The sequence below is a fragment of the Lysobacter sp. Root690 genome, from assembly GCF_001427785.1.
In the GTDB taxonomy this organism is placed as follows: domain Bacteria; phylum Pseudomonadota; class Gammaproteobacteria; order Xanthomonadales; family Xanthomonadaceae; genus Lysobacter.
The window spans coordinates 172,167-190,615 of record NZ_LMHM01000017.1 but is presented as its reverse complement, the minus strand read 5'-3'; the positions used below and the strand labels follow the sequence as shown (position 1 = coordinate 190,615).

The following is an 18,449-nucleotide window of genomic DNA, read 5'->3' as shown; positions in this document are numbered from 1 at the left end:
ATCCGCTTGCCCGCACACCAGGTCGATACGGCGCGAACGGCGTTACCGCTGACTTCACATGATGTCTCTGGCCAGTTCAACGCGCCGCCACACTTCCGCACTGACCCCAGGCGGCTTCCAAACGCCGTGTAACAGTTCGCGGAAGGCTTCATCGTCGCGAGCTATCGACTCGATGCGATCAATGAAATCGGCACCGTAGTATCCGATAAGTTCTTCCAGCGGCCCTGCCGCCAGACAATAGAACGTGTGCTCGGGCGGGTTCCTTGCCAGCACCGCCAGAATGAACTCCCAAAGGGTGTCCGGGCTGACTTGCCGGGAAGTCACCATCGCGCGCTCGATCGGCCACCAGTGCGGGCCGTTCACATCCCGCTGCTCGACCGGGACCTCGTTCGCCTCGAGGTAGGCATCCACCCATCCATCGAGCGTCTTTGCTTGCTTAAACCACATGGCGTTTCTCTTGTTTCTTATCAGGCCCGCCGTGCGAAACGGGCCGATGCCTGCCGTCGCGGGTGGGTCAGGGTTTGCCGCGCCCGATGGATGAACCTGTCAGCGGAAGACCGCGACGCGGGCCCGGTGTGCCACCAAGGCATATCGATGAGCAAAAAATACATTCCGGAAAGCGAAAAGGCCTTACAGGAAAGCCGACGAGTCATTCCGTTAAAGCTTTTTCGGCTTCGCGAAGGCCGCGGCGGGACCACCGAGAGCTAATTTCGGACTCGCGAGTGCGACGGAGGCTTACCGGAGTACGGATTTGGGACTCGCGAAAGTGAAATCGGCTTTCTGGAGAGTGAATTTCGCTTTCGCGAGTATGGCGCCGGCCTTCGGGAGTGCGTATTTCGCTCTCGCGAGTTCCGAATTCACTCTCCGTAATCCCTCAGCGGGATTCTCGAAGGCCTCGATGGCTTTCCGCAATGGAGTTCGGGAACACGCTCAGGCCCGAACATGCCTTGGGCGGAGCGCTTCGGGCTGAAGAAACGCCCGTTCGGTCCGACGCAACGCCGGCACTGCGCACGCCAGAGCCCGGCTTACGAACCCGCGCGGCTGGCAGACGCTTGCGCCAGTCGGGCCTTGAGCTCGGACACGGCCTTGCGCTGCTCGGGTTTGGACAGCTTGCCCCAGGTTGGAACTATCGCGCCCTTGGTTTCGGCGTAGAGGAAGGCGAGCGGGACGAGAATGCCCCGGCTATGCGGCGCGCGATCGCCAGATCGGCGTCATGGCCTGCCTTCTAGTAAAGGTTGATCCGTAAAGCAACGGTCGTCGTCGAGAAGACCGTGCAACCCTCAGCCTGCCCCGTCTTCCGCACGAGTCACTCTCTGAGGATTGATCAATAGCATGACCTCGCCGACTGGAACAAAGAACGAATCGGGTATTACCTCCGCTGCCGCCTGTTCCATCGACTCGCTAAGCCGGTCAATGAACTCCTTAGCCGATGCATCGGCATACTGGCGACGTTGACGTAAAAAATTCCCCCAATCACACCAAACAGCTCGCGCGTCATGCTCTTCTTCTAGAGTGAAGTGTGCGTGATAGCGCCCCAGGACGGCTAAGTGCACGGATAAGTCACCCGTTTTTATTGAAAGACGCTCTTTCAACCCATCAATGCCGAACTCCATCACCCAGCTATCTATGTCCGAAATCCATTTGTTGCTGTCTCGTACCAGATTGCTTGCATTGTTGCGGCGTAACTTGTTGTCGCTCAAAAATGGCTGCTGCCACTTAAGCTGAAACAGAATCACACTTGATGATTGTGTGTCGTGCGCCGCGAAGTCAACGTCGGTGAGCACCTTGCCCTCACGCTTCAATTTGACTCCATCCAGACATCGCCAGCGAGGCGCAGGAAATTGCATCCGCAACTCAGATACCCAACGAGCCTCCCTTCGATTGGCTGCTTCAAACCAATCCTTTTCGTAACGCCTTCGTAGCTCCGTCCAAAGAAATGTGAATGGATTACGTTCTAAACCGTATGTAGGAAGCAAGACCAACTGGCTACTCGTCCTCACGGCTGGAGCAAAAGTCAACACGTCTCCTCCCAAATGCGTCTCGGCATTGTCGGGGCTCAACATCAAGTGATCCAGTATCTCAATGACCTCTTGCTTCGCAGCGTCAAGGAAACTAGCTATTGACTCGACCAGATCGTCGTAGCTCGATCCGCCGGTGAGAATGTTCCGGACGCTAGTCCCTGTCCCGTTCGCACACATAAGCGCGGAATAGCACAACCTTTGCTGTGACATAGCGGACAACGCCTCAAGTACGCTTACATACTGAGCGAATTGACGGCCGCCAAAACAATCATCATCGGCGAGCATGTCTCTAAATGACATCCTTCGTAGATATAGAACAGCCCACTCATGAAAGTATTGATCGACATCGTCGAACGGCAATTCATCAGGCGACTCACTACTGCGAATATACTCCTTCAAACGAGGAAGCAATTGCATATAGCGCTGCTCCAAGATCTCTTCTTTGGGGCGATCCTCGGCAACCACCATGTCACTGAGCCACTTGAGACCGCCATAACCCACTTGCTCTCGATACGCACTGGGATCCTGTATCGATAGAACAAGCAGGGTCATCCCTTGCACTTTGCGGCCGTCGACCACCCCTTTTAGCGCGCCCGAACGCAGCAACGAAAGTTGCCGTTCAGCCATTGAGAGCCATCCCATCCTAAGCAGGAATTCGTCTACATGTTCCGCGCTCGTCTCAGTTGAGAGAGGTATTTCGGGTTCGCTCGCGCTCAGCTCTATGGGAAAAACTCGCTTCAAGGCAGCATTGATCGACCACTGACGGACACTCTCTATTTGCAATTCAGAGCTATCTGACAACTGGAACTCTGGAAAAAGCTCACGACAATGTGCGAAATCCAGTGCACGAAGAGTTTCCAACGTTAATGCTTCGGACGGCTTCTCATATCCGCTAAGGATATGCCGCTCAAGCTCGACAGCCTCCTGAAGAAGGTGCACTGGATCAGTCATGTTGGTGTAGGACTAAGAGATGGACGGTTGTTCGGCGTGAGGCAGGCCGAACGCTTCGGATGCGCCAGCGTCAAAGCCATCGAGCACGCATCCAGCCGATAGATTAGGCCTTCTTATCCTGCGCGCTAGCTTGCGCTAGCCGAGCCTTGAGGTCGGCCACGGCCTTGCGCTGCTCGGGTTTGGACAACAGGCCCAAGGTCAGGATGGCCTCGGCCATGGTGTCGGTTTCGGCGTAGAGGAAGGCGAGCGGGACGCCTAAGGCCTCGGCGATGCGGCGCGCGGTCGCCAGATCGGCGTCATGGACCGCCTTCTCGTACCGGTTGATCCGCACGGCCGCGGTTTCTTGCGGTAGACCTATGGTCATGCCCAGCTCCTTTTGGGTTAGCCCGGCATCCTCCCTGGCTTGCTTCAAGCGCTGAGCAAAGATGGAGCGGGCGTCTACTTCGGTCTGGGCCATGTTGATAAGGATGGCTTCAAACCTCCGGAGCGTAAATTACGTTAAACGTATTTTTTTGTCCAGCTTGCGCTCTAGCTTATCCACCGCCTTCAGCTCGCACTCCCAGATCGTTAAGACCTTCCAGTTGAGCTTGCGCAGCTGCTTTCGTTTCAACGCATCCCTGCGTCTGTTCGTTTCAATCTTCGCCTCCCAGTACTCAATCCTCGACTTCGGCATCTTCCCCACTTTGCATGAGTGCCCGTGCCAGAAGCAGCCGTGCACAAAAATTACGGTACGCCTGCTAACAAGCACAATGTCAGGCGTGCCTGGCAGGTCTTTTTTGTGCAACCTAAAACGAAAGCCCAATCGATGCAGAATTGATCGAACACGAAGCTCGGGAATTGTGTTGCGTGAGCGGATTCGAGCCATTAGCCTGCTCCGCGCATCCGGGGACAATCTGTCAGCCATAACGACAAGGCAGCTCCCGCCAATCAGCGTCTCGCCACCACGGTACCAGTTGTTTTGCCATATCATCCAACGTATGCCTAAGCCGGATTCAACACCAAACGTTATCGACCTGTTCTCCGGCGTCGGAGGGCTCAGCCTTGGTGCTGCACGCGCAGGCTTTCGAGTCGCGGCCTGCGCCGAGCTGGATCCCATCGCGTCAAAGTCGCACGCGGAGAATTTCCCTACTACCGCACATATTCAGCAAGATGTCGCCCAACTCTCAGGGGCTCAGTTACTTGAGGTCGCAGGACTAAAAAGTCGGCAGCTATCAGGGCTCATTGGAGGCCCTCCTTGCCAAGGATTTAGTCTGATCGGAAGACGGAAAATGGCAGATCCGAGAAATGATCTGTTCGGTCACTTCTTTAGATTGGTTTCGGAAACAATGCCCGCCTTCTACGTAGCCGAGAATGTCCCTGGCATCTTGTCGGACAAGACGCGAGAGTTCGTAGACCAGGCCATGTCGCAGCTGCCAAAATCATATATTCGACTTAACCCCATCCGCGTAGAAGCCCATCGATACGGAGCCCCAACAACCCGAACGCGAATTTTCTTTATTGGATTCGACCCAGATCGAGTCGAGACAATAAATGAAGACTATTTCTCCCCACATGAAACCACCGAATTCGTGACAGTGGCTGCAGCTCTAAAGGGCCTTCCGAGCGTCCGCTCCAACTGGCAAACCGAAGCCCAGAGCTGGCGCAAGATTGGTGAGTTGCCCGACAGTATCTTCGCGAACCGGGCGCTGCACGGAGTACCGGACGGTGTCGGTAATTCAGAGGCTCTGGCACGGCTGCGATCAAAGCGGTTGGTATCTGGTTTTTTGGGTACTGAGCACGCGCCAGAGACGATCGAACGTTTCTCAAAGCTAAAACCGGGACAAGTAGATAGCATCTATAGGTCCCCTCGACTAAGACTGGACGGATTCTGCCCAACGCTTCGGGCGGGAACCAATAGTGATCGAGGCAGCTATCAAGCTGTTCGCCCTATTCATCCGACAGTTTCAAGAGTGATATCTCCTCGTGAAGCCGCTCGTCTACAGGGCTTTCCAGATTGGTTTGTTTTTAACCCAACAAAGTGGCACTCATTCAGGCAAATTGGGAATAGTGTGAGCCCAATCGTCGCGGAAGAGTTGCTAGCCCGGATTGCAAAGAAAATTAACTAGTTCGCAAGGAGGGATACTGCATGGCAGCTGTAGCAAACGCACGTCCATCGAAAGAATTTTTCGTCGGAATGCTAACTCGCGATATCGACCTGCAAGACGCGATCCTTGACTTAATTGACAACTGCATTGACGGCGTACATCGGCAAATAGCGAAGCGGCCTCCTAAAGACCGGGAACGACCATTTAAGGGCTACCACGCAAGCTTAAACATCAGCAAGAGCACTTTTTCAATCAGCGACAACTGTGGGGGGATTCCTCGAACAGTTGCTGAAAAATATGCCTTTCGGCTGGGCCGCCCAGCCGATATGAAGGCTGAGAAGCTTCCAACTGTCGGTCTATATGGGATAGGAATGAAGCGGGCCCTGTTCAAAATAGGGCGGGAGTCTAGTGTCACTACTAATCACGAAGGGTCGATCTTTCGTGTTGCGGTGTCATCGGATTGGCTCGACGACGACGATGACTGGCAATTACCGATCACAAACCTCTCGCAAAAAACCGCTCCTGAATCGGTCAGAGGCACACATGGCACTTATATTCAAGTCAACCAGCTTTACTCCGGCATTTCTCATGATTTCGATAATCAAAAAAGCCAGTTCCTCTTGCGGCTTGCGAGCACGATATCAACCCATTATAGCTTCATAATTCAAAAAGGCTTTCAGATCCAACTAAACGGCGAGGTCATAAAGCCCGCAGTTCTCGGGCTTTTGCAGTCCGACCCGAAGATGCCAAAAGACCAGAGAATTGATCCATTTATTTACACAACTAACCGCAATGGCGTAGATGTCGACTTGGTCATAGGTCTTTATAGACGCCTCCCTACGCCAGAGGAAGTAGAACAGGAGCTTGAAGGACAGGGTGCAACAGGAAACAAAGAGCAGTGTGGCTGGAGCGTAATTTGCAACGACCGCGTAGTGGTCTATAGCGACAAGACTCGCCTAACTGGATGGGGGGAAGCTGGTGTTCCTGCATATCACCCTCAGTTTATTGCTATCGCGGGCATGGTGCGCTTCCACAGCACAGATGCGGGAAAACTTCCTGTTACGACGACAAAGCGAGGAATTGACGCGAGTTCTGATCTATACCTCACCGTCAAAGATATTATGCGTGAAGGGTTGAAGCATTTCACAAACTTCACGAACCATTGGAAACTAGATACAAAGCAGCGCGACGCTCTAATACAATCAGCGAGCGCGGTAAAACCCTTTAGCGCCAAGCTCGCCGTTAAGCAAGGCGAATGGTCAGATGTGCGTAAAGGATTAGGCGGAAAGAAATTCGTCCCTAATTTACCTCGCCCACCAAAGACGAGAGATGACAAGGTTTCAATAAAATTCAGAAAACCACCAAATGAAATCCTTCTGGTTTCAGAATTTCTATTTGACCGCGACGACATGTCCCCGGACAGCGTGGGAGAAGCTTGCTTTGACAGAATCTTAGCGAGGGCTTCCAAGTGAGCGGTGGATTCGTTCCTTATAGCCTTCGGCAGAATAAAGCAGTAGATCGCGCAGTGTTCATCGAGCTGCTCCAACGCCTATCGCGATCAACTCAGTTCCACATTCAAGATTATGCATACATAGGATTTGCAGGCCCGCACTCCGAGGACTTTAAACTGGTGCACTCTGCGCTAGGCTTAAAAAAAATGATATCCATTGAAGAAGACAGGCACGTTTTCAATCGACAGCAATGGAACTCTCCAATTAACTGCATTGACTATCGTCAATGCACATCACGAAGCTTTATAGACGGTTTCATCGCAACATCCCCTGTGATTGCCTGGCTCGATTTTACGTCAGCGGCAGATGCAGGAGGACATCTTGAACAAGCTGAGACGCTTATATCTAAACTCGGGCCTTTTGATGTGTTTAAAATCACGCTCAATGCAAACGAGCGCACTTTAGACCCTAGCCCAAGCACAGATAACCAGATAGAACTATTACAGCAGAGGACTGCCGAAGCTCGACGGCGCTTGGGGGACTACATTCCAGCAACCATCCAGCTGACTGATGAAGATTTAGACCGCAATGGATACTCAAAACTTCTCTTGCTAGCAGTCGAAAATGCGGTCAAAGCTGGTGTGGCAGGAACGCCTGGGAATTACTTTCAACCCCTAACATCTTTTGTTTATGCCGACTCCGAACAACAGATGCTAACCCACACAGGAGTCATTCTTCCCAACAAAATTGATCAGAAACTATTTCTTCAAGAGACAAAGACAAGGCAGTGGAAACTATCGACCACAGCCTGGGGCACTCCTCGAACCAATCCAATACGAATTAGCATTCCGGAAATGTCTGTCCGTGAACGCCTTCATATTGACAAGAGCCTCCCAGCAAAGAGCCCTAGCCAGATCAGCAGATCTCTTGGCATCAGACTCGTTAAAGGCGCGCCTGAGAAAACCAGACAGGCAATAGAAAGTTATAAACTATTCTATCGACACTATCCGTTCTTCAGCCGCGTCATTGTTTGACACCGCATTCAGGACATTTTATTCAGATATTTGATCAAAAAAGGCGGCCAACTGGCCGCCTTTTTTGAATTGGGCCTAATGGAGAGATATCACACCCCCAACGGATTCGGCTTCTCCACATCAATCTTGTACTGCTTGATAGCCCGAGCCACATCCTTCCCCGTCATCTTCCCCTCCGCCGCCAGCGCCGCAATGGCCGCATGCGCGATGTAGTAGCGATCAACCTCGAAGTGACGCCGCAAGTTAGCGCGGGTGTCGGAGCGGCCGAAGCCGTCGGTGCCCAGCACGGTGTAGCGCATCGGCACGAACGCGCGGACTTGCTCGGGGTACATGCGGATGTAATCGGTCGCGGCGATCGCGGGGCCGGCGCGGCCTTCCAGCAGTTCGGTGATGTAGGGCTTGCGCGCGGTCTTGGCTTCGGGGTTGAGGCGGTTCCAACGTTCGACATCACACGCATCGCGGGCGAGTTCGTTGAAGCTCGGGCAGGACCAGATGTCGGCGGTAACGCCGAAATCTTTGTCCAGCAACTCAGCCGCGGCGATGGCTTCGCGCAGGATGGTGCCGCTACCCAACAGCTGCACGCGCAGTTCGCCCTTCTTCGGCTTGCCGGCGTCCTTCAGCAAATACATGCCCTTGATGATGCCGTCGGCGCTGCCTTCGGGCATGTCGGGGTGGGTGTAGTTTTCGTTCATCAGGGTGAGGTACCAGTACTCATCCTGTTGTTCGGTCAGCATGCGCTGCATGCCGTGTTGCAGCAGGGTCACGACTTCGTAGCTGAAGGTCGGGTCGTAGCTGCGGCAGTTCGGGATCAGGCCGGCCTGGACCATGCTGTGGCCGTCTTCGTGTTGCAGGCCTTCGCCGTTCAAGGTGGTGCGGCCGGCGGTGGCGCCCAGCAGGAAGCCGCGCGCGCGCATGTCGGCGGCTTGCCAGGCGCTGTCGCCGATGCGCTGGAAGCCGAACATCGAGTAGTAGATGTAGAACGGCAGCATCTGCAGGTCGTTTGTGCTGTAGCTGGTCGCGGCGGCGAGCCACGACGAGAACGCGCCTGCTTCGGTGATGCCTTCTTCCAACACCTGGCCGGTGGTGTCTTCGCGGTAGTACATCAGCTGGTCGCGATCGACCGGCTTGTACTTCTGGCCGTGCGGGGCGTAGATGCCCAATTGGCGGAACAGGCCTTCCATGCCGAAGGTGCGCGCTTCGTCGGCGACGATGGGGACGATGCGCGGGCCGACCTGCTTGTCGCGCAGGGCGATGTTGAGCGCCTGCACGAACGACATGGTGGTGCTGATTTCGCGTTCGCCGGTGCTCTTGAGCAGGCGATCGTAGGTTTCGAGCTTGGGCACGTCCAGCGAGGTGCTGGCCTTGCGGCGGCGCTGCGGCAGGAAGCCGCCCAGGGCCTTGCGGCGCTCGAGCATGTATTCGACTTCCGGCGATTTTTCGCCGGGGTGGTAGAACGGAACGGCGCCGTCTTTGAGTTGTTCGTCGGTGACCGGGATGTTGAAACGGTCGCGGAACAGGCGGACGGCTTCGTCGTCCATCTTCTTGGTGCCGTGGGTCGGGTTGAGCGATTCGCCCGACGCGCCCATGCCGTAGCCCTTGACCGTCTTGGCCAGGATGACGGTGGGCATGCCCTTGGTGTTGACGGCTTCCTGGTAGGCGGCGAAGACCTTGTGCGGGTCGTGGCCGCCGCGGTTGAGGCGCCAGATGTCGTCGTCGGACAGGTTGGCGACGAGCGCGGCGGTCTCGGGGTATTTGCCGAAGAAGTTGTCGCGGGTGTATTTGCCGCCGAAGGCTTTGCAGTTCTGGTATTCGCCGTCGACGGTTTCCATCATCAGCTGACGCAGCTTGCCGGTGGTGTCGCGCGCGAGCAGCGGGTCCCAGTAGCTGCCCCAGATGGTCTTGATGACGTTCCAGCCGGCGCCGCGGAATTGGCCTTCCAGCTCTTGAATGATCTTGCCGTTGCCGCGCACCGGGCCGTCGAGGCGCTGCAGGTTGCAGTTGATGACGAAGACCAGGTTGTCGAGCCCTTCGCGGCCGGCGACGGAGATGGCGCCCAGCGATTCGGGTTCGTCGGTTTCGCCGTCGCCGAGGAAGGCCCAGACCTTGCGGTCGGACTTCGGCATCAGGCCGCGGCCTTCGAGGTATTTCCAGTTGCGCGCCTGGTAGATGGCGCTGATCGGGCCCAGGCCCATCGACACGGTCGGGACTTGCCAGTAATCGGGCATCAGCCACGGGTGCGGGTAGGAGCTGACGCCGCGGCCGTCGACTTCCATGCGGAAGTTGTCGAGCTGGGATTCGCTCATGCGGCCTTCGAGGAAGGAGCGCGCGTAGATGCCGGGGGAGCTGTGGCCCTGGACGCCGATCAAGTCGCCCGGGTGGTCGGCCGAGGGGGCGCGCCAGAAGTGGTTGAAACCGACGTCGTACAGGGTGGCCGCGGAGGCGAAGCTGGCGATGTGGCCGCCGAGGTCGCCGGGCTTGCGATTGGCGCGCACGACCATGGCCATGGCGTTCCAGCGGATCAGCGAGCGGATCCGCCATTCCATCGCGTTGTCGCCGGGGCTCTTGGCCTCCAGGTGCGCGGGGATGGTGTTGATGTATTCGGTGGTCGGCTGGAACGGCAGGTGGGCGCCGGCGCGGCGGGTGACCTCGACCATGCCTTCGAGCAACTGGTGGGCGCGCTCGGCGCCGTCGCGGGCGATGACGGCCTGGACGGATTCGACCCATTCCTGGGTTTCGGTCGGATCGGGGTCGTTCTGCAGGAGGTCGTGCAGGGAGCTGGCAAGCGGCTGGTTCATCTATCTCGCGGCCCCGTGGCCGCGCCTCGAATGTTGGGGGACGGATTAGAGCGTCGAGTCTAACAAACGGGGGGTGGGGTTCGGCTTGCTTTGGGTGGTCGCTGGGGTGGGATAGTCCGTATTGGCTAGGGGGTTTGGGTGGGTTGGGTCGGTTGGGCGCGCGGGTGGGTGGATACGCGGGCGTGTGGTTGGGGGGGCGTTGGGGTGTGAGGGGTCGCGGTCGCGGCTTGTGCCGCTGTTACAGGGGCTGCGGATGCTGCGTTGCTAACTGTAGGAGCGGCGCGAGCCGCGAACGCGCTGTTTCGGCCGCCGGCGCTACGTGGAAATCAGGCCTGATCCGACACGTCCTGGTGGCTTTCCCTGATTTGGCGCGATGTCTGCCCGTACGACGCTGCGGGCATGGACGAATCGAATGCCCTCCTCCCGATCCGAGGCCATGCTGCGCTGCGACGCGGACGTGCCTGTGAAGCGCATCGGATTTACTTGCTCACCTTCGTGACTGAGCAGCGATTGCCGTGGTTTGCCGATGCGCACTTGGCCGAAGCGGCGATCGGCGCGCTGTTGGATGCGCGGTCGTGGCGGCATTCGACCTTGTTGGCCTGGGTGCTGATGCCGGACCACTGGCACGGGGTGGTCGAGCTGGGTCCGGGGGATTCGGTACCGGCCTTGGCGCGGCAGCTCAAATGTTCGAGTTCGCGGCGGGTGCGGGCGGCATTAGGCGCGGTGGTGCCGTCGGCGGTGTGGGCGCAGGCGTATCACGATCGTGCTTTGCGCCGGGAAGAAGCGCTGTTGGCCGAGGCGCGGTATGTGGTGATGAATCCGGTGCGCGCGGGATTGGTGCGAAGGGTGCGGGAGTATCCGTATTGGGGCGCGGTTTGGGCGCGCAGGTGATTTTGGTGGTGTGGTTGTGAATCGGGGTAGCGGTCCCGGCGTTTGGTTGCGCGGTCGCGGCTCGCGCCGCTCCTTAAGGGGCATACGTAGCAGCCGCAGGCCATGCAGGAGCAGCGCGAGCCGCGACCGCCATCTGCGCGAGCCGGCGAAGCCGGAATCGCCGGCGCGATTATCCGATTCCCGCCCGCAACGCCGCGGCGATCGTGCGCAAGGCCGCGCGATCACGCCGATCACTGAGGTTGGCATGCTGCACCACATCGAACTTCGGCAACGCCGGCAACCCCAGGCGCGCACCGAGGTCGGCGGTGCCGTGCGGGGCGACGCGACACGGCAGCAACGCGACGGCGAGGCCCGCGGTCGCGGCGGCACCGAGCACGGCGGCGCCCTGGCCGATGAAGGTTTCGGTCCAGGCGATGCCGGCTTCGTCCAACGCGCGCACGGCGGCGGCGCGGATACCGCAGGATTCGCCCTGGGTGGCCAGTCGTAACGGTTGGCCGGCGCGGTGCTGCATGGAATGCGCGGCGATCCAGCCGAAGGGTTCGGCGTACAGGCGGCGTGCGTTGCGGCGCGGGTCGTGCGCTTGCAGGACGATAGCTGCATCGAGGTGGCCGTCGTCGTGGGCCTTGATCGCTTCGCGCGAGGTCTGCACGCGCAGCTCGACCACGAGCGCGGGGTCTTGCTCGCGCAAGTCGCGCAGTAAGGTCGGCAGTTCGGTGCCGACGAGTTGGTGGCTGAGACCGACGATGAGACGGCGATGCTCGGCCGGCGCGGGATCGAGCGCGCGCTGATGCGCCGCGAGCAGGACGCGCGCGGGCTCGAGAAAGGCCTGGCCTTCGGCGGACAGGCGGATCAGGCGCGGGGTGCGTTCGATCAGGTGGCGATCGAGGCGGCGTTCCAGGCGCTTGAGCAACACGCTCACGCCCGACTGGGTGCTGCCCAGCGCATCGGCGGCGCGGGTGAAGCTGCGCAGGTCGGCGATCAGCACGAAGGCGTGGACGGCTTTGAGATCCAGCGGCTTCATCGCGGCCATCCATTACGTTTCGTCATGACTGGAATATAGCGCAACGGATGTTGGTCTCGCCGCGCGCTGGCTAGGCTGCGCACTGGTTTGAATTGCGCGGGTGAGTCGATGAAACGGTTGCGGGCGTTGTGCGTGATTGCGGCATTGGTGTACGGAGGCGCGGCCGGCGCGGCGGAAAAGACGCCGTCGTTGGAGGGGACCTGGGTGTTGGTGGCGGCCGATACGCTGCACGCCGACGGCCGCCGCGTGCACGGTTACGGCGAGCATCCGCGAGGGCGTTTGATGGTGGATCGCCAGGGACGTTATTCGCTGCAAATTTTTCGCGCCGGCACGCAGGTGTTCGCGAGCGGCGACAAGGGTCGCGGCACGGCGGCCGAATACGAGGATGCGGTGATGCGCATGAGCGCGCATGTCGGGCGGGTGCGGTTGGAACCGGCGAGCGGGACGATTGTGTTCGAGATCGCGCAGTCCTTGTTTCCGAATTGGGAGGGCACCAGGCAAGTGCGCAAGTACGAGTTGAAGGGCGATGTGCTGACCTATCAGGTGCCGGCGTCGGCGACAGGCAATGGGACGACGGCGATTTCGCAGTGGCGTAAGGAATGACGTGATTGGGCGTGCGGGTATGGCGCGGTGGCGGTTGCGGCGATAAGTTCGCGGTCGCTTCGCTTTTTCAGATAACCCCTGCAGAAACGGCGCGAGCGGCGACCGCGTCGATTGGATACGACGCGGACCGCCGACGCTCCGGATCGCTCACGCCGGCGCGCCGCGCAGCACCACGATGCCCGCAACGATCAACCCCACTCCACCCAGCTTCATCGCGGTGATCGATTCGCCAAACACCATCGCGCCCAGCAACACCGTGCCGGCCGCGCCGATACCGGTCCACACCGCGTACGCGCTGCCGACCGGCAAGGCGGTCAGCGCGCGGCCCAGCAACCAGACGAAGGCGATCAGGGTGATGACCGACACCGCGGTCCAGCCCGGCCGGGTGTAGCCCTGCGACAACTTCATCGACAAGGCCCAGGCCACGTCGATCAGGCCGGCGGCGATCAGCATGGTCCACGCGGTCGAGGTTTTCATGCCGATGCGGGCTCAGGTTGGACGCGCGCGTCCTCGCGTTCGCGGCGCAGCGCATCGCGCACGCTGTCGCGCTGGCCGATGCGGTCGAGGTAGGCATCCAGCGCGGGATACGGATGCAGGTCCATCTTCAGCGCGCGCGCCCAGCCGGCGATGGTGTAGAGGTAGGCGTCGGCGATGCTGAAGGTCTTGCCGAGCACGTAGGCATTTTGGGCCAGGTGGCGATCGACATAGGCCAGGCGCGGCTGCAGGCGCTCGCGCGCGACCGCGCCCGGGGCGTCGCCGTATTCGGGATGGAACAGCCACGGGCTGAACAACTTGTGCAGTTCGGAGCTGATGAAGGTCAGCCACTGCTGCAGTTCGATCCGTTCGAAACTGCCCGGCGGCGGAGCGAGATCGCTGCCCGGGTGCTGGTCGGCGAGGTACTGCACAATGGCGACGCCTTCGTGCAGGATGCGGCCGTCGTCGAGTTCCAGCAGCGGCACGTAACCCAGCGGGCTGAGTTCGCGGAAGTCGCGGCCGTCGGCGACGACGATCGGGTCCGGGCCGATGCGCACGCGGCGCAGTTCGGCGTCGATGCCGAGTTCGCGCAGGACGATGTGCGGTGCGAACGAGCAGGTGTGCGGGGTGTAGTAGAGCTTCATGGCCGTGTATCCGTGGAGGAGTGGCGCTACTCTCCCCGCGCGGGCCTTCGCCGTGAATACGGCGCGATCACAAGGATTGCTTGCGGATGCGACAAGCTCGGTTGTCTTTGGAGGATTTCGAACTGCTGCGCGCGATCGGCGCGCACGGCAGCCTGAGCGGCGCGGCCAAGGCCTTGGCGCTGGATCATTCCAGCGCGTTCCGGCGCTTGGCGGCGATCGAGGCGCGCGCGGGCGCGGCTTTGTTCCGGCGCAGCCGCAGCGGTTATGTCGCCACCGAAGCAGGGGCGATCGCGATCGCCGGAGCGCAGCGGATTCTCGACGATGCCGATCGGCTGCAGCGGCAGTTGGCCGGGCGCGATGCGCAGGCGCAGGGGCGGTTGCGGATCACCATTCCCGACACCTTGGCCGCGGTGGCGGCGCGGATGTGCGTAGCGTTTTCTGCACAGCATCCATCGGTGCGTTGCGATCTGAGCGTGGCCAATGCGTTCGTCAATTTGCAGCAGCCCGATGCGGATGTGGCCTTGCGCGCGAGTGCGTTGATGCCCGATGGGTTGTCGGTGCGGCGGATCGCGTCGATTTCGACCGCGGTGTATGTCGCCAGCGGGGCGAAGGTCGGCAAGCGTTCGGGGTTGGCCGAGGGTGAGTGGGTCGGGTTCGACGATGCGTTGTCGCATCTGTCGTCGGCGCATTGGTTGCGCGCGCATGTGGGCGATGAGCGGATCGCGATGCGGGTCAATTCGCTGCCGGCGGCGTTGGCGGCCTGTCAGGCCGGGATCGGGCGGGCGTTGTTGCCGTGTTACTACGCCGATGCGGCCGGTGGGGTGAAGCGGTTGTCGGGGCCGATGGCGGAGGTGCCGACGGAGTTGTGGTTCGCGGTGCATCCGGATTTGCGGCGCTCGGCGAAGGTGAAGCTGTTGCGGGAGTTTGCGATGGGGTGGTTGCCGGGGCGGGTTGAGGTTGGGTAGCTGTGAGGTTGGATAGGGGTGAGGTTGGATAGGGCTTGGGGCCGGTTGCGTTGTGGTTTGTTATGTCGTGACTTGTCATGCCGTGGTTGGTTATGTCGCGGCTGATTGTGTTGTGGCTTTTTATGCGGAGCTTTGCTGGTGGAGACGGGCTGAAGTCGCTGGATTCCCGCCTTCGCGGGAATGACGGTAGGAGGGTGCGTCCTCGCCTGCGACTTCGCTTCGCTTTTGCTCGTCATTCCCGCGAAGGCGGGAATCCAGTGACTTTAGCGAGCAACCGCCAGAACGCCTCGTCATCACCGCAAGCAACGCCACTAGCACCACAAGCACCGCCCAACACGCCCAATCTCCTCACCCCTCACCCCTCACTTCTCACTTCTCACTCCTCGCCCCAACCCATCAGCCCATCCAACCACCGCAAGAACGCCGTCACCGGCGGATGCCGCTCCCGACCCGGCACGCATAGCACGTGATACGTCTCGCCCGGCACGGTGATGTCGGGGCGATGCATCGCCAACAGCCCGCGCTCGACACTGCCCGCGGTCACCACCGAACTCGCCAGCACCAGCCCCTGCCCCGCGCTCGCGGCATGCAAGGCGTAATGCTCTTCGTCGTAAGCGCGCATCACCCCGCCGGGTTTCATCCAATCCACGCCGGCACGGTCGCACCAGCTCTGCCAGGTGCATTCGTACAGGCGCGATTCGCCCCACTCCACCGAGATCAACGTCGGCGAGGGCTTCGAAGTTTCGCTCTCGATATGACCGGGCGCGCCATACACGCCGAAGTATTCGCGCAGGCCGCCATGGCGATGCAATCCGGCCGGGACCGCGCCGCCGTAGCGGATCGCCAGATCGACGCTGGCGTCTTGTTGCAGATCGACGACTTGCGCGCCGGTGTCGATGCGCACGGCGATATCCGGGTGCTGTTGGTAGAAGCCGCCGATGCGCGGGATCAGCCACAGCGCGGCGAACGACGCGGTGGTGGTGACGGTCAGTCGGCCGGTGCTGCGTTGCGGTTGCAGCGCGGCCAGCGATTGCGCGATTTCCAGCAGGGCGCCGTGCAAGTCGCGGAACAGGCGGCGGCCGTCGCCGGTCAGGGCGACGCCGCGCGGCAGACGATCGAACATGGCCAGACCCAGCGTGTGCTCGAGCTGCTTGATCTGGTGCGAGATCGCGGTCGGGGTGACGTGCAGTTCTTCGGCCGCGGCCTTGAAGCTGAGGTGGCGGGCGGCGGATTCGAAGCTGCGCAGGGCGGTCAGGGGGAGGTTGGCGAACATGGGCTCGGGGTTGGTGAGGTGGAGCTGTGGTGAGCGGGTGTCGCAGGCAGAAGGGGATTTCGCCGGGATTTGTGGGGGCGCGGTCGCAGCTTGTGACCGAAGGAAATCCAGTAGGACGCCGCTCCTGCAGTTGGGGGTGAGGATGAACTTGATTCATGTTGGTGCGACTATCGTCATTTGTGACGGTGTGTTGCGGGAAATAGATTCAGGGCTCGACCTCACACGGTGTTTCGCCCGATGACTGTTTCCGCTCCGCCACAACGATTGCTCGTCCTCGTCGCCAGCCCGCGCCGCGACGGCAACAGCGCCACGCTCGGCGCGGCGGTGATGCGCGGTGCGCAGGTCGCGGGCAGCGAGGTGTCGCTGTGTTTCATCGACGATCACCTCGATGGCCTGGTGCGCGACTGCCGCGAATGCCGCGACGAACACGGACGCTGCCGGATCGAGGACGGGTTCGGCGGGTTGTTTCTCGATCGGTTCCTGCCCGCCGACGGCGTCGCGCTGTGTACGCCGGTGTATTGGTACGGGATGTCGGGGCAGGCGAAGGTCTTCTTCGACCGGATGTTCTGTTACTTCGCCAAAAGCCATGCGGGTTCGCCGCAGGTGCGCGAGCGGATCAAGCGCAAGCGCGTGGCCTTGCTGACCTCATCGGAGGAGATCTATCCGGCGATCGCGCTCGGGATCGTGCATCAATTGCAGGAGTACGCCCGCTATACCCATTCGCGGTTCATCGGCACGGTGCATGGCTGGGGCAACGGGCGCGGCGAGGTGATACGCGATCCGCAGGGGTCGGTGGCGGCGGCCGAAGCCTTGGGGCGGGAGTTTTTCGAGCGGCCGTATCTGGATTTGCAGATGGATACGGTGAGGTGAGTTCACTCGGATGGCGGGTTGGGAGTTTGCGCGCGATGCGGCGGCGAAGTTTTTCTGGGCGGGATATCAGCCGCGATGCGCTTCGGTTCGATTGCTTGCGAGCGTGGTCGTGCCTGGGCGGACAGCGTCGGGGCTGAGACTCGCAAAAGCCTCGCGGTTACGGAGCGACTTCGCATCGGCGTGAGGTCGCGCGTGCGATGTGCTTGTTGATTCGATTGCGGCTTCGCGCCGGCGTCGTAGGTGCGGGTTCGCGGTCGCGGCTTGCGCCGCTCCTACAGGGGGCTAGCGGGAGCTAGGCGGATCAGCGCAGGCCAAACCAGGCGCGCGGTATCAGCAGCTTGAGGGCGCGCTCGGCGCTCTTGCGACGCAGGCCGCGTTGGGCCAGGCCGCGCATCACCGGGCCGATCCAGCGCCAGCGCGGTTGCAGCAGGATGGCTTCGCGCGCCTGCGCTTCGATCCGGTACATCGCCAGCACCTGTTCGGCCAGACGGCGTTTTTTCGCCGGCAGGTCGGGGATCTGGCGCAAGCAGGCGTCCAGGTCGTCGGCGGTGCCGCGATAGAACTGCACGGTGCGCTCGTAACGGCGGCGCATCGCTACCTCGCGCGGTTCGTCGCGCGCAAACACGGTGCCGCTGACGCTGCCGGAATGGCGCCGGTATTGGATCAGCGGTTGCCGCAGGCACAGCGACTGGCCGAGCAAGGCGCCGCGCAGGCTCAGCGCGTTGTCCTCGATCGGCCCGAGCAACGGCCCGAAACGGTCGTAGACGCAGCGACGGAACGCCAGGGTCGCGCCGAGCAGGCCGATCAGGCGGCCGATGCGCACGTAGTACTCGAATTCGTACTGCTCCGGGCGTTGCCGGAAGCTGATCCGGATCGGGCTGCCGTCGGTGTCGATGCCGTCGAAGTCGCTGCCCAGCACCATCGCCTGCGGCGCATGCTCGAACGCGTCGACGATGGTCGCCACGCGTTGCGGATAGGCGATGTCGTCGCCGGCCATCATCACGATGATGTCGCCGCTGGCCAGCGCCATGACTTCGTTGAAATGCGCGGTGACGCCGAGGTTGCTCGCGCTGCGGCGCACGCTGACCCGGTGCGGGCCGCGGTAGGCCGCGACCTGTTCGACCGCCAGCTCGAAGGTGCCGTCGTCGGAGCAGTCGTTGGAGATGATGATCTCGCAGGCCACGGTCTGCGCGAACGCGCTGTCGATCGCGGCGCGGATGTAGGCCGCGTCGCGATAGCACAGCAGCAGGATGCTGACCTGCGGTGTCGGTGCCGGCGGCTGCGACGGCAACGGCGGCGACAACGAAGCAGCGGCCGAAAAATCGGCCGCTGCGGGGATGGCGAGGGCGCCCATATCGTTCATGGGCGCCGC

At 60.7% G+C, this 18,449-nt stretch carries 17 protein-coding genes; 7 read left to right on the top strand and 10 right to left on the bottom strand.

All coding sequences use genetic code 11. The features are described 5' to 3' along the window. Window positions 1-54: 54 nt before the first annotated feature. The 4 genes from ASD86_RS21460 to ASD86_RS21445 all read right to left on the bottom strand — a co-directional run bounded on the left by ASD86_RS21460 (window position 55) and on the right by ASD86_RS21445 (window position 3,876). A complete protein-coding gene (locus ASD86_RS21460) occupies window positions 55-447 on the bottom strand; it encodes a DUF6869 domain-containing protein (protein WP_056115592.1) in 393 nt (130 codons plus the stop codon). Between the two features lie 833 nt (window positions 448-1,280). Further along, entirely contained in the window at window positions 1,281-2,972 is a 1,692-nt protein-coding gene (locus ASD86_RS21455) for a hypothetical protein (RefSeq protein WP_056115588.1), read from the bottom strand. Between the two features lie 103 nt (window positions 2,973-3,075). Beyond that, window positions 3,076-3,429: a helix-turn-helix transcriptional regulator gene (locus tag ASD86_RS21450; protein ID WP_056115586.1), complete on the bottom strand. Its 354-nt coding sequence runs from the start codon at window positions 3,427-3,429 to the stop codon at window positions 3,076-3,078. Window positions 3,430-3,465: 36 nt separating this feature from the next. After that, the gene (locus tag ASD86_RS21445) at window positions 3,466-3,876 is read right to left on the bottom strand and encodes a very short patch repair endonuclease (RefSeq protein WP_056116497.1); all 411 of its coding nucleotides are present in this window, start codon (window positions 3,874-3,876) and stop codon (window positions 3,466-3,468) included. Between the two features lie 73 nt (window positions 3,877-3,949). On the opposite strand from ASD86_RS21445, the gene ASD86_RS26190 reads away from it, so the two are divergent. From ASD86_RS26190 to ASD86_RS27010, 3 genes are read left to right on the top strand one after another with little or no spacing between them, the layout of a single operon-like run. Continuing rightward, the gene (locus tag ASD86_RS26190; protein ID WP_082578599.1) at window positions 3,950-5,077 is read left to right on the top strand and encodes a DNA cytosine methyltransferase; all 1,128 of its coding nucleotides are present in this window, start codon (window positions 3,950-3,952) and stop codon (window positions 5,075-5,077) included. Window positions 5,078-5,097: 20 nt separating this feature from the next. Further along, window positions 5,098-6,528 carry an ATP-binding protein gene (locus tag ASD86_RS26185; protein ID WP_082578598.1) on the top strand — a complete coding sequence of 477 codons (1,431 nt, stop codon included), beginning with the start codon at window positions 5,098-5,100 and terminating at the stop codon, window positions 6,526-6,528. Beyond that, window positions 6,525-7,541 carry an O-methyltransferase gene (locus tag ASD86_RS27010; protein ID WP_157476974.1) on the top strand — a complete coding sequence of 339 codons (1,017 nt, stop codon included), beginning with the start codon at window positions 6,525-6,527 and terminating at the stop codon, window positions 7,539-7,541. Before ASD86_RS26185 ends, ASD86_RS27010 begins: the two co-directional genes overlap by 4 nt. Before the next feature lie 89 nt (window positions 7,542-7,630). On the opposite strand, the gene aceE is transcribed toward ASD86_RS27010, so the two are convergent. Beyond that, window positions 7,631-10,336 carry a pyruvate dehydrogenase (acetyl-transferring), homodimeric type gene (gene aceE, locus ASD86_RS21440; RefSeq protein ID WP_056115582.1) on the bottom strand — a complete coding sequence of 902 codons (2,706 nt, stop codon included), beginning with the start codon at window positions 10,334-10,336 and terminating at the stop codon, window positions 7,631-7,633. A 399-nt stretch (window positions 10,337-10,735) separates the two neighbouring features. On the opposite strand from aceE, the gene ASD86_RS21435 reads away from it, so the two are divergent. Next, the gene (locus ASD86_RS21435) at window positions 10,736-11,227 is read left to right on the top strand and encodes a transposase (protein ID WP_082578597.1); all 492 of its coding nucleotides are present in this window, start codon (window positions 10,736-10,738) and stop codon (window positions 11,225-11,227) included. Between the two features lie 169 nt (window positions 11,228-11,396). Here the strand turns inward: ASD86_RS21435 and ASD86_RS21430 are convergent, their stop codons facing one another. Continuing rightward, window positions 11,397-12,248, bottom strand: coding sequence for a LysR family transcriptional regulator (locus ASD86_RS21430; protein ID WP_056116493.1), 852 nt, complete (start codon window positions 12,246-12,248; stop codon window positions 11,397-11,399). Window positions 12,249-12,356: 108 nt separating this feature from the next. Here ASD86_RS21430 and ASD86_RS21425 point away from each other — a divergent pair, with 108 nt between their 5' ends. Further along, the gene (locus ASD86_RS21425) at window positions 12,357-12,851 is read left to right on the top strand and encodes a lipocalin-like domain-containing protein (RefSeq protein ID WP_056115580.1); all 495 of its coding nucleotides are present in this window, start codon (window positions 12,357-12,359) and stop codon (window positions 12,849-12,851) included. Window positions 12,852-12,998: 147 nt separating this feature from the next. Here the strand turns inward: ASD86_RS21425 and ASD86_RS21420 are convergent, their stop codons facing one another. Then, entirely contained in the window at window positions 12,999-13,328 is a 330-nt protein-coding gene (locus ASD86_RS21420; protein ID WP_056115577.1) for a multidrug efflux SMR transporter, read from the bottom strand. After that, entirely contained in the window at window positions 13,325-13,969 is a 645-nt protein-coding gene (gene gstA, locus ASD86_RS21415) for a glutathione transferase GstA (protein ID WP_056115575.1), read from the bottom strand. The genes ASD86_RS21420 and gstA overlap by 4 nt, the downstream gene beginning before the upstream one ends. An 86-nt stretch (window positions 13,970-14,055) precedes the next feature. Here gstA and ASD86_RS21410 point away from each other — a divergent pair, with 86 nt between their 5' ends. Further along, the gene (locus tag ASD86_RS21410; RefSeq protein ID WP_082578596.1) at window positions 14,056-14,934 is read left to right on the top strand and encodes a LysR family transcriptional regulator; all 879 of its coding nucleotides are present in this window, start codon (window positions 14,056-14,058) and stop codon (window positions 14,932-14,934) included. A 376-nt stretch (window positions 14,935-15,310) separates the two neighbouring features. On the opposite strand, the gene ASD86_RS21405 is transcribed toward ASD86_RS21410, so the two are convergent. Further along, window positions 15,311-16,207 (bottom strand): LysR substrate-binding domain-containing protein, encoded by an 897-nt coding sequence (locus ASD86_RS21405; protein ID WP_056115570.1) that lies wholly within the window; start codon window positions 16,205-16,207, stop codon window positions 15,311-15,313. A gap of 237 nt (window positions 16,208-16,444) precedes the next feature. On the opposite strand from ASD86_RS21405, the gene ASD86_RS21400 reads away from it, so the two are divergent. Next, window positions 16,445-17,077 (top strand): flavodoxin family protein, encoded by a 633-nt coding sequence (locus tag ASD86_RS21400; RefSeq protein WP_056115568.1) that lies wholly within the window; start codon window positions 16,445-16,447, stop codon window positions 17,075-17,077. A 301-nt stretch (window positions 17,078-17,378) separates the two neighbouring features. Here the strand turns inward: ASD86_RS21400 and ASD86_RS21395 are convergent, their stop codons facing one another. Then, complete coding sequence (locus tag ASD86_RS21395) at window positions 17,379-18,440, bottom strand: glycosyltransferase (RefSeq protein ID WP_082578595.1); 1,062 nt, start codon at window positions 18,438-18,440, stop codon at window positions 17,379-17,381. Between the last annotated feature and the right edge of the window lie 9 nt (window positions 18,441-18,449).

What these genes read in the sequence shown, in the direction of transcription:
- ASD86_RS21460 (WP_056115592.1), bottom strand. Translation starts at nt 447, where the DNA reads ATGTGGTTTAAGCAAGCAAAGACGCTCGATGGATGGGTGGATGCCTAC.
- ASD86_RS21455 (WP_056115588.1), bottom strand. Translation starts at nt 2,972, where the DNA reads ATGACTGATCCAGTGCACCTTCTTCAGGAGGCTGTCGAGCTTGAGCGG.
- ASD86_RS21450 (WP_056115586.1), bottom strand. Translation starts at nt 3,429, where the DNA reads ATGGCCCAGACCGAAGTAGACGCCCGCTCCATCTTTGCTCAGCGCTTG.
- ASD86_RS21445 (WP_056116497.1), bottom strand. Translation starts at nt 3,876, where the DNA reads ATGGCTGACAGATTGTCCCCGGATGCGCGGAGCAGGCTAATGGCTCGA.
- ASD86_RS26190 (WP_082578599.1), top strand. Translation starts at nt 3,950, where the DNA reads ATGCCTAAGCCGGATTCAACACCAAACGTTATCGACCTGTTCTCCGGC.
- ASD86_RS26185 (WP_082578598.1), top strand. Translation starts at nt 5,098, where the DNA reads ATGGCAGCTGTAGCAAACGCACGTCCATCGAAAGAATTTTTCGTCGGA.
- aceE (WP_056115582.1), bottom strand. Translation starts at nt 10,336, where the DNA reads ATGAACCAGCCGCTTGCCAGCTCCCTGCACGACCTCCTGCAGAACGAC.
- ASD86_RS21435 (WP_082578597.1), top strand. Translation starts at nt 10,736, where the DNA reads ATGGACGAATCGAATGCCCTCCTCCCGATCCGAGGCCATGCTGCGCTG.
- ASD86_RS21430 (WP_056116493.1), bottom strand. Translation starts at nt 12,248, where the DNA reads ATGAAGCCGCTGGATCTCAAAGCCGTCCACGCCTTCGTGCTGATCGCC.
- ASD86_RS21425 (WP_056115580.1), top strand. Translation starts at nt 12,357, where the DNA reads ATGAAACGGTTGCGGGCGTTGTGCGTGATTGCGGCATTGGTGTACGGA.
- ASD86_RS21420 (WP_056115577.1), bottom strand. Translation starts at nt 13,328, where the DNA reads ATGAAAACCTCGACCGCGTGGACCATGCTGATCGCCGCCGGCCTGATC.
- gstA (WP_056115575.1), bottom strand. Translation starts at nt 13,969, where the DNA reads ATGAAGCTCTACTACACCCCGCACACCTGCTCGTTCGCACCGCACATC.
- ASD86_RS21410 (WP_082578596.1), top strand. Translation starts at nt 14,056, where the DNA reads ATGCGACAAGCTCGGTTGTCTTTGGAGGATTTCGAACTGCTGCGCGCG.
- ASD86_RS21405 (WP_056115570.1), bottom strand. Translation starts at nt 16,207, where the DNA reads ATGTTCGCCAACCTCCCCCTGACCGCCCTGCGCAGCTTCGAATCCGCC.
- ASD86_RS21400 (WP_056115568.1), top strand. Translation starts at nt 16,445, where the DNA reads ATGACTGTTTCCGCTCCGCCACAACGATTGCTCGTCCTCGTCGCCAGC.
- ASD86_RS21395 (WP_082578595.1), bottom strand. Translation starts at nt 18,440, where the DNA reads ATGAACGATATGGGCGCCCTCGCCATCCCCGCAGCGGCCGATTTTTCG.